Consider the following 12,997-nt stretch of genomic DNA (forward strand, 5'->3'; position numbering starts at 1 on the left):
CCCGCCGCGGGAGGAGTGGGGCTCAGGCCGCTTCCGGGTTCTCCCGGCGCCGGCCTCGCAGCTGGCGGAGTACGAGCGCGGCCGAGGTGATCAGCGGCAGCAGCCCCGCCACCGCGTCGGCCGTTGTCAGCTTGTCGTGGGTGCCCCTTGCCCGGCGGACCTGCTTGGACGCCCTGACGACCGCGAGCGCGCTGCTGCCCAGGCTCAGCAGGAGCCCGGCCTTGCCGCCGCGCAGGCCCTTGGCGGGCGCGGACCGGTTCTTCGCCTTCTTCGCCATCGGAGGCACCTCCAGCCTGCGGGGCCGTCCCGTCGCGGGCGAGCCCTCCCCGTACACGTAACCGGGTGTCCGCCGCCCCCGCAACGGGAACGGCCCGCGGCCCGGCTGCCCGCTCGCCCCGGCCCTCGTCCTCGTTCTTGTCCCTGTCCTCGTCCTCGTCCTCAGACGAAGACGTACGCCACCGTCGTCGCCGCCCCCAGCCCCGCGCCCGCCAGGGTCTGGGCGACGGTGTGGTAGCCGAGGGCGACCCGGGACCAGCAGACCGCCGCCGTCAGCGCGTACGCGGCGATCCACCAGGGAGAGTGCACGACGGCCAGGAGCGAGACGGCCGCCGAGGCTACCGCCGAGTCGACCGAGATCTTCCAGACCGTGTTGACGGCCAGCAGGCCGATCGTCATCACCCACAGCGCGAGCATCGCGACGAGGATCCCGGTGGGCGCGTTCCCGAGCACCATCACCACCGAGCCGGCGCCGATCGAGCCCAGGATCACGAAGAAGATCGGCGCCCGCTTGGTGCGGTCCACCACATGGCGGTCGCCCCAGGTGCCGCGCCCGCGCTCCCACTCGATGTACCCCGCCGGGATCAGCCCGGCGCAGAGCGCCCCGAGGAAGCCCCAGAGCAGCCCCGTCCAGTCGCCCGCCGCCGCGAGGCCGATGCCGAGCATGCCCGCCAGCAGGACGTTGCGCGGCTGGAGGACGTCGGTGACGGTGCGCGCCACCGGCGCCGTGGCGGGGGTGGTGTCCGTGGTGCCGGTCATGCGCTCGTCTCCGTGGTGCGGGCGTCGGTCGTGCGGGCGGGGTCGGCTGTCGCGGCCGCGAGGACCGCGCGGGCGCGCTCCTCGTCGACCGTCCGGTACGCGGCGGCCACCCGGACCAGCCGGGCCACCTCGCCGTCCTGGTCCGCCGCGTGCTGGGCGGCGACCAATGCGGCTCCTCCGGCGGCCGCGCCGGACTCCTTCGCGAGCAGGGCGGCCCGGATCCAGTAGGCGTCGGTGAGGGACTCGGCGCGGCGCGGCTCGTCCGTGTCGCGGGCGGCGGCCCCTTCGGCGGCGGCGAGCAGCCCGTCGGGCACGTAGTGGCGCAGCTTCTCCGCCGCGTCCGCGATGTCGGCGGCCCAGCGGTCCACCCGCAGGTCGGCCGGGACGTTGAACCGGGTCAGTTCGCGGGCCAGCGGGGCGGGCGGGTCGAACGGCTGCTCCGGGAACGCGGCCATCAACTCGTACCAGAGGGCGTGCAGTTTGACCTGGGCCCGCCACAGCCTGGCCCGGCGCGCACCGGCCGCGAAGGCGGGGATGGACGCGCCGAGCGCGAAGAAGGCGAACAGCACCAGCTGCGCCGCCTCGGTGATCTGGTCGAACCGCAGGGCGAACGCCTCGCTCGGCTCGTCGACCACGCTGATCCACAGGAAGAGGGTGCGGCTGACGGTGTAGCCGACGCCGATGAACATCGCGAACGTCATCATCCCGAGCCCGATGCGCAGATGCCGTCGCCGGGCGTCGAGGGTGGCCAGCGCCCACTGGAAGGCGCACACGGCGGAGGCGGCCCCGAGGTAGAGGTAGAAGACGCTCATGTAGAGCGTGGCGCCCCCCTCCCCGGCGTGGTCGGAGACGAAGCGGTCCGAGGGCTCGGAGCGGTCGACGACGGTGAAGAACAGGACGGTCAGCAGGATCAGCGTGGCGACGGACGCCTTGGCCGCCAGCTTCTGGACGAGCCGCGCGAACCGTACGTGGCGGGGGACCGCGCCCTCTTCGGGGTAGCTGCCGTAGATGGCCACGATGTAGCTGAGGATGGCCAGAATCGCCACCGTCGCGGTGTAGTGCTTGATGAGGACGGCGAGGTCGGTGACGGCGCTGTTGTTGAGGCCGATGCGCACCGCCTCGGTCTTCGTCCACAGGGCGATGGCGAATCCGGCGTAGCAGCCCCACAGGGCCCGGCGTCTGCGGTCCTCCTCGTCGCCCCACAGGGCAGCGGGCATACGCCACAGGGCAACGGCCGTCATCAGGCCGGCTATCAGGTAGCCGGCGAGATCGAGGGGGGTCACGGCGGGGTTCGTCCTCGGGGTCGGGGATGCGGGGCGGAGCCCGCGGGTCGGGGGTGATGGCACGTGTCAGCCGCCGGCGGGCCGTCTTCCGGGGAAGAGGCCGCGCCGTCGGTGGGCCACCGGGCGGGACAGGGAGTTGTCCAGCCGCCCCACCATGTCATCGGTGGTGAGGTCCCGCGCCATTCTGGGGATCAGGGAGGCACCGAATTCGGCCATGCGTTCGTCGTGGGTGTCGTACTGCGCACGGGCCTGGACGGTGCCGCCGCCGGAGGCGAAGGACTCGGCGGCGGCAGGGGAGATCATCCGGGCGATCAGCGAGGTGTCGAAGACCGGGAGGAGCGCGCGCAGTTGCTCCGCGTCGAGCGTGGTGCCGTGGTCGAACCACTCGTGGCACAGCTCGTGCAGGATGACGTGCTGGGTCTGGTACGCGGTCGGCCTGCGGCGGTAGAGGACGAGGCTGGTGCCGCCCGCCTTCAGGCGCAGCCCGCAGGCGGCGTTGACCCGGGCGAGGCGGTCCGGCATCTCGTGCAGCCGGATCGTGCGCCCACGGGCCTCCTCCATGTTCGCGACGAGCCCGTCCAGCGTGAAGGGAACCGGGAGGGGCAGGTCGGCGAGCCCGGCCTCGCACTCTTTCCGCAGTTTCCGCAGGGACATGACCAAGACGCTACGCTGCCGGACCCCCGGGGCGGTGATTCGCGCCGGAATCTTTCCCGCCGCTCTCCCCGTCCGGGCCCTCCCCCTCCCGGGCAGCGTCCTCCAGCAGGGACAGGGCGAACCGCAGCAGTTCCGGCGGGAGCCCGTCGTCGTCCAGCCCCCGGCCGGCCAGTCCGCTGATCTCCCCGGTGCGCCGCTTGGCCAGGAACTGGAGCCCGGCGACGACGTCGTCGACGACCTCGGACTCCTCCTTGAAGAAGCGCCAGTCCACGCCGAACCCCAGGCCGAGGGCCTTGAGGATGTCCTCGGACGGCTGGGTGACCTTGCCGGCCAGGATGTTGGAGAAGTAGCTGTGGGACAGGGAACCGCCGCGGTCGCGGACCAGCTCGGCGAAGACCCGGCCCGAGATCTTCTGGCCGGGGAAGGTCTTCTCGACCATGTATTCGACTTTTTCCCGCAGGGTGTCGAGGCGGGGCAGCTCGTCCGGGCCAGGAGGGTCGACGGGTTCCGGACCGGGGCGTTCGACGGGTTCCGGACCGCGTTCGTCGCCGTCGTCCATGGCCATCCGGGCCTCCATGATCACCTCGGAGTCGGAACTGAGCTTGCGGAAACACTCTACGTCACTGTTAACTCGAAAAAACACGGGCAGGGGACCACGAGGGGAGTCCCCTGCCCGTGAATGAACCTGTGCCCCGCGACGCCCCGAGAAGGCTCCGGACAGGGGTGTAGCCCTTCACGACGGGGGATGCGTGAAGGGCTACGCGTGCATTATGGCCCCGCGGTGCTCCCGACGACAACTGACCGGTCGGTCAGTGATCCGCCGGAAGGCCGCGACGGCGGACCCGTCGGGCCCTTCCCGGCGGCCCGAATCTGTTCCGGCCGCGATAGACATGGCCTTGCCGGGCGATTAGGGTTTCTTGTGCAGTCACGTGAAACAGCGGTACGCAGCAGAGGCGCACCCCGCAGGCGTACGGCGCCCGGCTCCTCCGGTCACGCGTGACGGAAGAGGTGCAGATGCCCCCGGAGACCCCCACGCACGCCACCGACCGGCTCGACGACGACGATTACCCCGCCTACACGATGGGGCGAGCCGCGGAGATGATCGGTGCGACGCCGGGGTTCCTCCGGGCGATCGGCGAGGCCCGCCTGATCACCCCGCTGCGGTCCGAGGGCGGCCACCGCCGTTACTCCCGCTACCAGTTGCGCATCGCCGCCCGCGCCCGCGATCTGGTCGACGCCGGCACGCCCATCGAGGCCGCCTGCCGCATCGTCATCCTGGAGGACCAGCTGGAGGAGGCGCTGCGCCTCAACGAGGAGCTGCGCGGCCGGTCCGCCCGCTCCGGCGGTCCCGCCGAGCGCTGACGGCCGCCGCGCCCCGGGGTGCGGAAGGCCCCGCGCGGCCCCGGAAAATATCTGCATTCGTCAGCACAGAATTTCGCGCAATGTGCGATGAGGCTTTTATGTTCCGGATCTGTTCCGACACGGCCGGTGATATTAGGCACCCGCCTCTCACGGCTCCCTCGTGCTAGTGTTGATCTCAGTTGCAGTTGTGGTTCCCAAAAACTTCAAGTGTTCTTGCCGGTCGGATGTCGGCGGGCGCACTTTTGTATTTCCGGTGTTCTTCCGGACGGGGTAATCATCGCGGCGACGTGGGGTCCGCACAGTGTGGGCCCGCGGGCTCTGCCCCTAAGGAGATATGACATGGCTACTGGCACCGTGAAGTGGTTCAACGCGGAAAAGGGCTTCGGCTTCATCGAGCAGGACGGCGGCGGCGCCGACGTCTTCGCCCACTACTCCAACATCGCCGCCTCCGGCTTCCGTGAGCTGCAGGAGGGCCAGAAGGTGAACTTCGACGTCACGCAGGGCCAGAAGGGCCCGCAGGCCGAGAACATCACCCCCGCCTGATCACTCAGGCAGCACTGCGCAGCTGGGGCCCGCACCTTGGGGTGCGGGCCCCAGCTCGTTGGCGTTTCCGGGGCGCGCTGCGCGCGGCCCCCGACGGAGCCGCGTCCGGTGAAATCATTCCCGGCGGCCGGGCTTCGTTTTCTTTTGTCATTTCATCGGCTCGTTCTTGCGATTCTGGGTGCCGTTCACGGTCGCTTCCCGAAAAAGAATCCCTCGATACGTGCCCCATCGAGGAAAGGTTCTGCATGAACCGCGAACGCACACCCCGCTCGAACGACCGATTCTCCCGGACGCGTTCCGGCGGCGCCCCCCGCTACTCCGGCGGTGGCGGCGGCGAGCGCCGGGCCGCCGGCTTCGGCGGCGGCCCGAAGCGGTCCGGCGGCTCGGGCGGCTCGGGCCGGTCCGGTGGCTACGGCCGCCGCTCCGCCTCCGGCGTCAAGGGCGAGTTCGCCCTGCCGGTGACGGTCACCCCGGCCCTTCCCGCCGCCGAGACCTTCGGCGAGCTGGAGATGCCCGCACCGCTGAAGGCGGCGCTGGTCGCCGAGGGCATGACCGTGCCCTTCCCGATCCAGGCGGCCACCCTGCCGAACTCGCTGGCCGGCCGGGACGTCCTGGGCCGGGGCCGCACCGGCTCCGGCAAGACCCTCGCCTTCGGCCTCGCGCTGCTGGCCCGCACCGCCGGCCGCCGCGCCGACGCCAAGCGCCCGCTCGCCCTGGTCCTCGTCCCCACCCGGGAGCTGGCCCAGCAGGTCACCGACGCGCTCACCCCGTACGCCCGGTCGCTGAAGCTGCGGATCGCCACCGTGGTCGGCGGCATGTCCATCGGCCGCCAGGCCAGCGCGCTGCGCGGTGGTTCCGAGGTCGTCGTCGCGACCCCGGGCCGCCTCAAGGACCTGATCGAGCGCGGCGACTGCCGGCTGGACCGGGTCACCATCACCGTCCTCGACGAGGCCGACCAGATGGCCGACATGGGCTTCATGCCGCAGGTCACCGAGCTGCTCGACCAGGTGAACCCGGACGGGCAGCGGATGCTGTTCTCGGCCACCCTGGACCGCAACGTCGACCTGCTGGTGCGGACCTACCTGAAGGACCCGGTCGTGCACTCCGTCGACCCGGCCGCCGGTGCGGTCACGACGATGGAGCACCACGTCCTGTACGTCCAGGGCGCCGACAAGTACGCGGCCACGACGGAGATCGCGGCCCGCGACGGCCGCGTGATCATGTTCCTGGACACCAAGCACGCCGTGGACAAGCTCACCGACCACCTGCTGCACAGCGGGGTCCGGGCGGCGGCGCTGCACGGGGGCAAGTCCCAGCCGCAGCGCACCCGCACCCTGGAGCGGTTCAAGACCGGGCACGTCACGGTGCTGGTCGCCACCAACGTCGCGGCGCGCGGCATCCACGTCGACAACCTCGACCTGGTCGTCAACGTGGACCCGCCGAGCGACCACAAGGACTACCTGCACCGCGGCGGCCGTACCGCCCGGGCCGGGGAGTCCGGCAGCGTCGTCACGCTGGTGCTGCCCAATCAGCGCCGCGAGATGACCCGGCTGATGGCGGACGCCGGGATCACCCCGCAGGTCGCCCAGGTCCGCTCCGGCGAGGCCGAGCTGAGCCGGATCACCGGCGCGCAGGCGCCCTCCGGCGTCCCGGTCGTCATCTCCGCCCCGGCCAAGGAGCGCTCCGGCCGCAGCGGCGGCGGCGCGTTCATGGGCCGCGGCACCAAGCGCGGCGGCGGGGCCCCGGCCCGGCGCGGCCGTCCCGGTGTGCCGACGCCCGAGGCCCGCGCCGCCGCCGCGCAGCGCCGGAACAACCGCGCCGCGTGACCCGTGCGGCCGGCGGCGGGGCGCCGCCGGCCGCCCCCCCCCCCCCCGGCCGTCCATCCCGATGTACCGGAAGCGGCCCCGCTCCACGCGGTAGATGAAGACCCCGGTTCCGGTGTACATCCCGTTGGCGGACTCGAAGGCGTAGCTCTTGGACACGCCCTTGTACGAGGTCGTCCGCAGCGCGGGCAGCAGGTCCTGGCGGGTCACCGTCTCCCGGCCCAGCCCCTCGGCGCAGGCGGCGATCAGCCCGACCGCGTCGTACGCCTCGGCGGCGAACAGCGGCGGCGCGTGGTCGAAGCGCCTGCGGTAGTCGGCCGCGAACGGGTGCACCGAGGGTACGGAAGCGGGGTCGGCGGCCGTCGAGACGACCAGCCAGCCTGCCGCGTCCTCGCCCGCCTCCGCCAGGAACCGCGGGTCGTGCACGGCCTGGGTGCCGATCTTCGGCCCCAGGAACCCGGCTCGGGTCAGCGACTTCGCGAACCGTCCGGCGTCCCGCCAGCCACCCCCGTACACCACCGCCCCCGGCTGTCTCGCGGCGATCCGCTCGGCCTCGGCGTCCAGGTCCCGGGTGCCTTCGCGCACGGTCTCCGCGAGCACCGTGCGGCCGTTGCCGAGCAGCCCCGTGTCGAGGAAGCGGGTGGTCTGCCTGCCGTACTCGGTGCCGTCGTCGACCAGCGCGATCCTGTCGATCTCGTAGGCCCCGAGGAACTGCGCCACCGGCAGCATCTGCATGTCGTTGCGCGGCCGGGCGCACAGGAAGATCCGGTTCAGATGGCGGATGTCCCCGTCGACCACGCTGAGCAGCGGCAGCGCCGCCTCGTCGTACGCGACCAGCGCCTCCCGGGCCGCGTCCGTGCCGGTCGCGCCGAGCGCGGCCACCAGGAGCGGATCCTCGGCGAACCGGCGCACCGCCGCCTTCGCCCGTTCCTCCTCGCCCCCGTCGTCGACCGTCGTCAGCCGCAGCGTGAACGGCGCGTCGCCCCGCGCGTTGTGCTCCGCCACCGCGAGCCGCGCCGCCCGGTCCTGGCCCTTGCCGAGAGCCGCCGAGGGGCCGCTGAGGTCGGCCTGGAGCCCGATGTGCAGCTCCGGGCGGGCCGCCTTCCCGCCCTTCTCGCCGCCGCCCGGGTCCTTGTCGTCGCCGGAGGAGACCAGCCAGGCGGTGGTGGAGCCCGCTGCGGCGAGGGCGGCGGCCCCGGTGACGTACGCGAGGAAGCGGCGACGGCCGGGGGCGGCGGGGACGGCGGTCGTGTCCCGGCCACCGCCCCCGGTGCCCGTGTCCGTACCGGTTCCCGTGCCCGCGTCCGGGCCGCCGTCCGCGCGGGCGTCCAGGCTGGTCGCGTCGATGTCGGGCAGGGCGAGCATCCGCGCCGAGCGCTCGGCGATCAGATGCGTGACCGGTCCGGGCAGCCAGCTGCCGCCCGACAGGTCCTCGGCGAGCGCCTGCCGGATGTCCGCAGCCGTCGGACGGTCCTCGGGCTCCTTGGCGAGGCACGCCTCGACGACCGGGAGCAGCCCGGGCGGCAGCGCGCTCAGGTCCGCCGTGTCGTGCACGGTGCGGAACAGCATCGCCTCCACCGGGCCGGTGCCGAACGGCCGGCCGCCGGTGGCCGCGTACACCAGGACGCAGCCCAGCGAGAAGACGTCGCTCGCCGGGCCGATCCGCCGCCCCTGGGCCTGCTCGGGCGAGAGGAAGCCGGGGGAGCCGACGATCACGTCCGTCGCCGTGAGGACGGTGTCGTCCAGGGCCCGGGCGATCCCGAAGTCGATCAGCCGGGGGCCGTCGAGGCCCAGCAGCACGTTGCCGGGCTTCACGTCCCGGTGCACCAGACCCGCCGCGTGGACGGCCTCCAGCGCCTCCGCGAGCATGGAGCCCAGCGCCCGGACCCCGCGTTCCGGCAGCGGCCCCCCGCCGCCGACCGCCTCGCTCAGGGCCGGCCCCGGCACGAACTCGGTGGCCAGCCAAGGCGCCGGCGCCTCGGTGTCCGCGTCGACCACCGGCACCGCCCACCGGTTGCGGACCTGCCGGGCGATGGCCACCTCCCGCCGGAAGCGGGCCCGGAAGCCGGTGTCGTCGGCGTACTCGGCGCGGATCAGCTTGATCGCCACCAGCGAGCCGCCGGGTGACCGGCCCAGCAGCACCACGCCCATGCCCCCGGCGCCGAGCCGGCCGAGGACGCGGTATCCGGCGATCCGGGCCGGGTCGGTGGAACGGAGCGGTTCCATCAGGGGTCAGTGCCTTTCGTCCGGGCCCGCGGTCACTTCAGTTCCAGCTCGACGCGGTAGAGCACCTTCGCGCCGCCCTCGGCGGCGATCCGCAGCAGGTCGGTGTTCGTGTAGCCCTTCGCGCCCTTGACCGACACGGCCGTCGTCACCGGGCCGATCCGCGACTTGGACCATACGTAGTCCTGGATCCCGCCCGACTCCGGACCCGTGTACTTCCCCGCCTCGAACAGCGAGGCGTCCGCGTTGCGCACGTCCTTCTGGTCGAACCGGAGGGACATCAGACCGCTGAGACGCTGTCCGCCGCCCAGCTCCTGCTGCGGGCAGCGGAAGCTCTCCTGGACGGTGTCCTTGATCTCCTCGTCGGCCCCCGCCTCGGTCCGGTGCACGGTCACGGTCACCGCTCCCTGGACCCGCCCCTTGCCGCCCGTCGCCGGGACGTCGAGCCGCCGCGTGAAGCTGTCCAGCACGCCGGAGGGCAGCGCGGAACGGGTCCAGACGCAGGATTCCGGGAGCACGGGCCAGCTGCCGCCGCTCTCGTACGGGGTGTGCCGGACCATCCCCGCCGTCCAGTCGGACTCCCCGAGCGCGGCGTTACGGGTCAGCTTCCGTGCCTGGGCCGCGGTCTTCGGGACCCGGGCGGGGTCCGGCGTGAAGTCGTAGGCGCTGGGCAGCGCTCCCGGCAGCGTGGACTCCTTCGCGCCCGGCTTCCCGGAGGCCCCGGTCTTCTCCCCGCCGGTCGCCGGGCCGCCCTGCTTCGCCGATCCGCTCGGTTTCGGGTCGGGCCCGGCCTTCTTGTCCTTCGACGCCGACCCGCCACATCCGGCCAGCAGCACCCCCGCCGCCGCGACCGCCACCACGCGTGTCCCCACCAGCATCAGCTTCATCCCGGACCCCCCTGGTCCCCCCGCCGCGCCCTGGCCGAAATGGCCCGGGTATCGGTTGCGAGGCGATTCTAGAAGCCGGGTACGGCGGAGGGACGGAAACCCGGTACTCACCTCGCTGCCGAAAATTCTCAGCCACCGAGAGGGCTTCGCCTCTGGTGGCGGGACGCGTCCGGTGGTAGGCGGCATCGAGGCGGCCTTCCGGACGTGCCGGGAACGCACGAGAGCCCGGATGCCGGGGAGCATCCGGGCTCTCGCCCTGGTTCACACACGTACCGCTACGGCAGCTGCGCCGCCCGCGCCTCGCGCCGGTTGTCGCGGAACGTGTTCACGCGCCGTGCCGTGGCGAACAGCGGGATCACCGCGCCGAGCACCACCTGGAGCGCGCAGCCCGTCTGGAGCAGCAGCTGACCGCCGGGCGCGTCGAACGCCCACGCGGCGAGCAGCCCCATCGCGGCCACGATCCAGCCGAGCATCGCCACCGCGAGGACGCCCCGCGGCTTGGGGTACTCCACCCGGCTCACCATCAGCCATGCCACGCCGACGATCGCGAGCAGCGTCGGCACGAAGGGCAGCTCCAGGAGCACGATCGAGACGACCGTCAGCGCTCCGAAGGGGCTCGGCATGCCCTGGAACATGCCGTCCTTCAGGGTCACGCAGGAGAATCTGGCCAGCCTGAGGACCACCGCCAGCAGCACCACGATCGCCGCCAGCGCCGACACCCGCTGATGGGCGTCGTCGGCGACCATGCCGTACACGAGCACGAAGTAGGCCGGCGCGAGCCCGAAGCTGATGAGGTCCGAGAGGTTGTCCAGCTCGGCGCCCATCGGCGAGGAGCGCAGCTTGCGCGCCACGAGCCCGTCGAACAGGTCGAAGATCGCGGCCATCAGCATGAGGATCACGGCGGTGGCGGCCGAGTGCCGGGCCATGCCCGTCTCGTCGCTGCCCGTGAGGTGCGGGATCAGAATGCCCGTGGTGGTGAAGTACACCGCCATGAACCCGCACGTCGCGTTACCGAGCGTGAGCGTGTCCGCTATCGACAGCCGCATCGACAGCGGCATGTCCTCCGTGCCGTCGACGTCGTTCTCGTCGTCGGCCTCCGGCACCCAGCCGGCCTTGGTATCAGGATCAATCACGGTCAATTCGAGTCACCCCCGCGGTGGTGGCCTGACCGACCTCGACCGCGACATCGATACCTTCCGGGAGGTAGATGTCCACGCGCGAGCCGAAGCGGATCAGGCCGATGCGCTCGCCCTGCTCCACCTTCGTGCCCTCGGGGAGGTACGGCACGATTCGACGGGCGACCGCTCCCGCGATCTGCACCATCTCGATGTCTCCGAGCTCGGTGTCGAAGTGCCAGACAACGCGCTCGTTGTTCTCGCTCTCCTTGTTGAACGCCGGAACGAACCCGCCCGGGATGTGCTCGACCGACGTCACGGTGCCCGCCAGGGGCGCGCGGTTGACGTGGACGTTGAGCGGGCTCATGAAGATCGCGACGCGGGTGCGCCCGTCCTTCCACGGCATGATGCTCTGCACCACGCCGTCGGCCGGGGAGATGACCCGGCCGTCGGTGATCTCGCGCTCGGGGTCACGGAAGAACCACAGCATGCCCGCCGCGAGCGCGGTGGTGGGCACGGCCACTGCCGCCCAGCGCCCCGACTTGCGGGCGCGGGCCAGGCTGAGGGCTGCGGTGGCGACGGTCGGCAGGAGCCACGGCGATGCTCCGCGGGCGATGCGGACCCCGCCGCGGGATGCGGAGGAAGTGCTGTCGGGCATGGATGACCTTCGTAGCGGATGATGCCGCGCTGGCAACGGGGGACGGCGGCTTTCCGAAGATGCTATCGGTTGCCGGGCGCAACTGGGCAAGCCAGCAGCCGAGTCGGACTGTCGAACGCCGCCCGTCGAGGGTGACCCGGTGTGATGTTCTTCGCCACCAAATCACCCTGAAACGGACAATCAGCCCTGGAATCGGTACTCCTCCAAGAGGCGCCGGCCAATGATCATTTTCTGGATCTCGGCGGTACCTTCACCGATCAGCAGCATCGGCGCCTCACGGTAGAGGCGCTCGATCTCGTACTCCTTGGAGAAGCCGTAGCCGCCGTGGATACGGAAGGCGTCCTCGACGACTTCCTTGCAGTACTCGGAGGCGAGGTACTTCGCCATCCCTGCCTCCAGGTCGTTTCGTTCCCCGGAGTCCTTTTTACGTGCTGCATTGACCATCATCGCATGAGCGGCTTCGACCTTGGTGGCCATTTCGGCCAGTTTGAACTGGATCGCCTGGTGCTGGGCGATCGGTTTGCCGAAGGTGTGGCGCTGCTGCGCGTACGAAACGCCCAGCTCGAATGCACGCTGTGCGACCCCGCAACCACGTGCGGCCACATTCACCCGCCCGACTTCGACGCCGTCCATCATTTGGTAAAACCCTCGGCCTGTCGTGCCCCCGAGCACACGATTGGCCGGAATGCGCAGGTCGTCCATGATGAGCTCGGTCGTGTCGACGCCCTTGTAGCCCATCTTGTCGATCTTCCCGGGGATGGTCAGGCCGGGCCGGACCTCTCCGAAGCCGGGCTCCTTCTCGACGAGGAAGGTCGTCATCGACTTGTGCGGCGCGGTCCCCTCGGGGTGGCCTTCGTCACTTCGGCACAGAACGGCCACCAGCGTGGAGGTTCCGCCGTTCGTCAGCCACATCTTCTGGCCGTTGAGAACATACTCCTCGCCGTCCTTCACGCCCTTCGACGAGATCGCCGAGACGTCCGAGCCGAGCGCCGGCTCGGACATCGAGAAAGCGCCCCGCACCTCGCCGAGCGCCATCCGCGGCAGGAACGTGTCCTTCTGCTCCTGCGTGCCGTGCTGCTTGAGCATGTAGGCCACGATGAAATGCGTGTTGATGATGCCCGACACGCTCATCCAGCCGCGCGCGATCTCCTCCACGCACAGCGCATAGGTGAGCAGTGACTCACCCAGACCCCCGTACTCCTCGGGGATCATCAGCCCGAAGAGGCCGAGTTCCTTGAGCCCCTCGACGATTTCCGTGGGGTACTCGTCGCGGTGCTCCAGCTGGGTCGCGACCGGAATGATCTCCTTGTCGACGAAATCCCGGACCGTGGAAAGGATTTCCCGCTGGATGTCGTTCAGACCGGCGGTCTGGGCGAGTCGCGTCATGGCTGCTTCTCCTGTGGCTTCACGCGGA

12 protein-coding genes and 1 pseudogene are annotated in these 12,997 nt (G+C 71.3%); 3 read left to right on the forward strand and 10 right to left on the reverse strand.

Features of this window, described 5'->3' with window-relative positions; genetic code table 11:
- Positions 1-22: 22 nt before the first annotated feature.
- The 5 genes from ACFWRV_RS03240 to ACFWRV_RS03260 all read right to left on the reverse strand — a co-directional run bounded on the left by ACFWRV_RS03240 (position 23) and on the right by ACFWRV_RS03260 (position 3,537).
- Positions 23-277, reverse strand: coding sequence for a hypothetical protein (locus tag ACFWRV_RS03240; protein WP_384327403.1), 255 nt, complete (start codon positions 275-277; stop codon positions 23-25).
- 161 nt (positions 278-438) lie between these two features.
- Positions 439-1,035: a hypothetical protein gene (locus ACFWRV_RS03245; RefSeq protein ID WP_384327406.1), complete on the reverse strand. Its 597-nt coding sequence runs from the start codon at positions 1,033-1,035 to the stop codon at positions 439-441.
- On the reverse strand, positions 1,032-2,318 hold the full coding sequence (locus ACFWRV_RS03250; RefSeq protein ID WP_384327409.1) for an MAB_1171c family putative transporter: 1,287 nt from the start codon (positions 2,316-2,318) through the stop codon (positions 1,032-1,034). The genes ACFWRV_RS03245 and ACFWRV_RS03250 overlap by 4 nt, the downstream gene beginning before the upstream one ends.
- Before the next feature lie 66 nt (positions 2,319-2,384).
- Positions 2,385-2,972, reverse strand: a complete 588-nt coding sequence (locus ACFWRV_RS03255; RefSeq protein WP_384327411.1) for a toxin — start codon at positions 2,970-2,972, stop codon at positions 2,385-2,387.
- A 10-nt stretch (positions 2,973-2,982) separates the two neighbouring features.
- Complete coding sequence (locus ACFWRV_RS03260; RefSeq protein WP_384327414.1) at positions 2,983-3,537, reverse strand: hypothetical protein; 555 nt, start codon at positions 3,535-3,537, stop codon at positions 2,983-2,985.
- A gap of 449 nt (positions 3,538-3,986) precedes the next feature.
- On the opposite strand from ACFWRV_RS03260, the gene ACFWRV_RS03265 reads away from it, so the two are divergent.
- The 3 genes from ACFWRV_RS03265 (at position 3,987) to ACFWRV_RS03275 (ending at position 6,703) form a co-directional block, all read left to right on the forward strand.
- Positions 3,987-4,334: a MerR family transcriptional regulator gene (locus tag ACFWRV_RS03265; RefSeq protein ID WP_384327417.1), complete on the forward strand. Its 348-nt coding sequence runs from the start codon at positions 3,987-3,989 to the stop codon at positions 4,332-4,334.
- A 339-nt stretch (positions 4,335-4,673) separates the two neighbouring features.
- A complete protein-coding gene (locus tag ACFWRV_RS03270) occupies positions 4,674-4,877 on the forward strand; it encodes a cold-shock protein (RefSeq protein ID WP_015609674.1) in 204 nt (67 codons plus the stop codon).
- Between the two features lie 245 nt (positions 4,878-5,122).
- On the forward strand, positions 5,123-6,703 hold the full coding sequence (locus ACFWRV_RS03275; protein ID WP_384327975.1) for a DEAD/DEAH box helicase: 1,581 nt from the start codon (positions 5,123-5,125) through the stop codon (positions 6,701-6,703).
- A gap of 45 nt (positions 6,704-6,748) precedes the next feature.
- Here ACFWRV_RS03275 and ACFWRV_RS03280 read toward each other — a convergent pair.
- The 5 genes and pseudogenes from ACFWRV_RS03280 to ACFWRV_RS03300 form a co-directional block, all read right to left on the reverse strand.
- Positions 6,749-8,926, reverse strand: a pseudogene (locus tag ACFWRV_RS03280) (bifunctional serine/threonine-protein kinase/ABC transporter substrate-binding protein); the annotation flags it as partial.
- A gap of 32 nt (positions 8,927-8,958) precedes the next feature.
- Entirely contained in the window at positions 8,959-9,810 is an 852-nt protein-coding gene (locus ACFWRV_RS03285) for a hypothetical protein (RefSeq protein WP_384327419.1), read from the reverse strand.
- Positions 9,811-10,085: 275 nt separating this feature from the next.
- Complete coding sequence (gene pssA / locus ACFWRV_RS03290; protein WP_030722336.1) at positions 10,086-10,913, reverse strand: CDP-diacylglycerol--serine O-phosphatidyltransferase; 828 nt, start codon at positions 10,911-10,913, stop codon at positions 10,086-10,088.
- A 22-nt stretch (positions 10,914-10,935) separates the two neighbouring features.
- Positions 10,936-11,583 (reverse strand): phosphatidylserine decarboxylase, encoded by a 648-nt coding sequence (locus ACFWRV_RS03295; RefSeq protein WP_003965076.1) that lies wholly within the window; start codon positions 11,581-11,583, stop codon positions 10,936-10,938.
- Between the two features lie 180 nt (positions 11,584-11,763).
- Complete coding sequence (locus tag ACFWRV_RS03300; protein ID WP_003965075.1) at positions 11,764-12,969, reverse strand: acyl-CoA dehydrogenase family protein; 1,206 nt, start codon at positions 12,967-12,969, stop codon at positions 11,764-11,766.
- Positions 12,970-12,997 lie beyond the last annotated feature (28 nt).

Source organism: Streptomyces sp. NPDC058576, assembly GCF_042718715.1.
GTDB lineage: Bacteria > Actinomycetota > Actinomycetes > Streptomycetales > Streptomycetaceae > Streptomyces.

Bases quoted from the DNA above. Each gene is read 5' to 3' on its own strand.
- ACFWRV_RS03240 (WP_384327403.1), bottom strand. From the start codon at position 277: ATGGCGAAGAAGGCGAAGAACCGGTCCGCGCCCGCCAAGGGCCTGCGC.
- ACFWRV_RS03245 (WP_384327406.1), bottom strand. From the start codon at position 1,035: ATGACCGGCACCACGGACACCACCCCCGCCACGGCGCCGGTGGCGCGC.
- ACFWRV_RS03255 (WP_384327411.1), bottom strand. From the start codon at position 2,972: ATGTCCCTGCGGAAACTGCGGAAAGAGTGCGAGGCCGGGCTCGCCGAC.
- ACFWRV_RS03260 (WP_384327414.1), bottom strand. From the start codon at position 3,537: ATGGCCATGGACGACGGCGACGAACGCGGTCCGGAACCCGTCGAACGC.
- ACFWRV_RS03265 (WP_384327417.1), top strand. From the start codon at position 3,987: ATGCCCCCGGAGACCCCCACGCACGCCACCGACCGGCTCGACGACGAC.
- ACFWRV_RS03270 (WP_015609674.1), top strand. From the start codon at position 4,674: ATGGCTACTGGCACCGTGAAGTGGTTCAACGCGGAAAAGGGCTTCGGC.
- ACFWRV_RS03275 (WP_384327975.1), top strand. From the start codon at position 5,123: ATGAACCGCGAACGCACACCCCGCTCGAACGACCGATTCTCCCGGACG.
- ACFWRV_RS03285 (WP_384327419.1), bottom strand. From the start codon at position 9,810: ATGAAGCTGATGCTGGTGGGGACACGCGTGGTGGCGGTCGCGGCGGCG.
- ACFWRV_RS03295 (WP_003965076.1), bottom strand. From the start codon at position 11,583: ATGCCCGACAGCACTTCCTCCGCATCCCGCGGCGGGGTCCGCATCGCC.
- ACFWRV_RS03300 (WP_003965075.1), bottom strand. From the start codon at position 12,969: ATGACGCGACTCGCCCAGACCGCCGGTCTGAACGACATCCAGCGGGAA.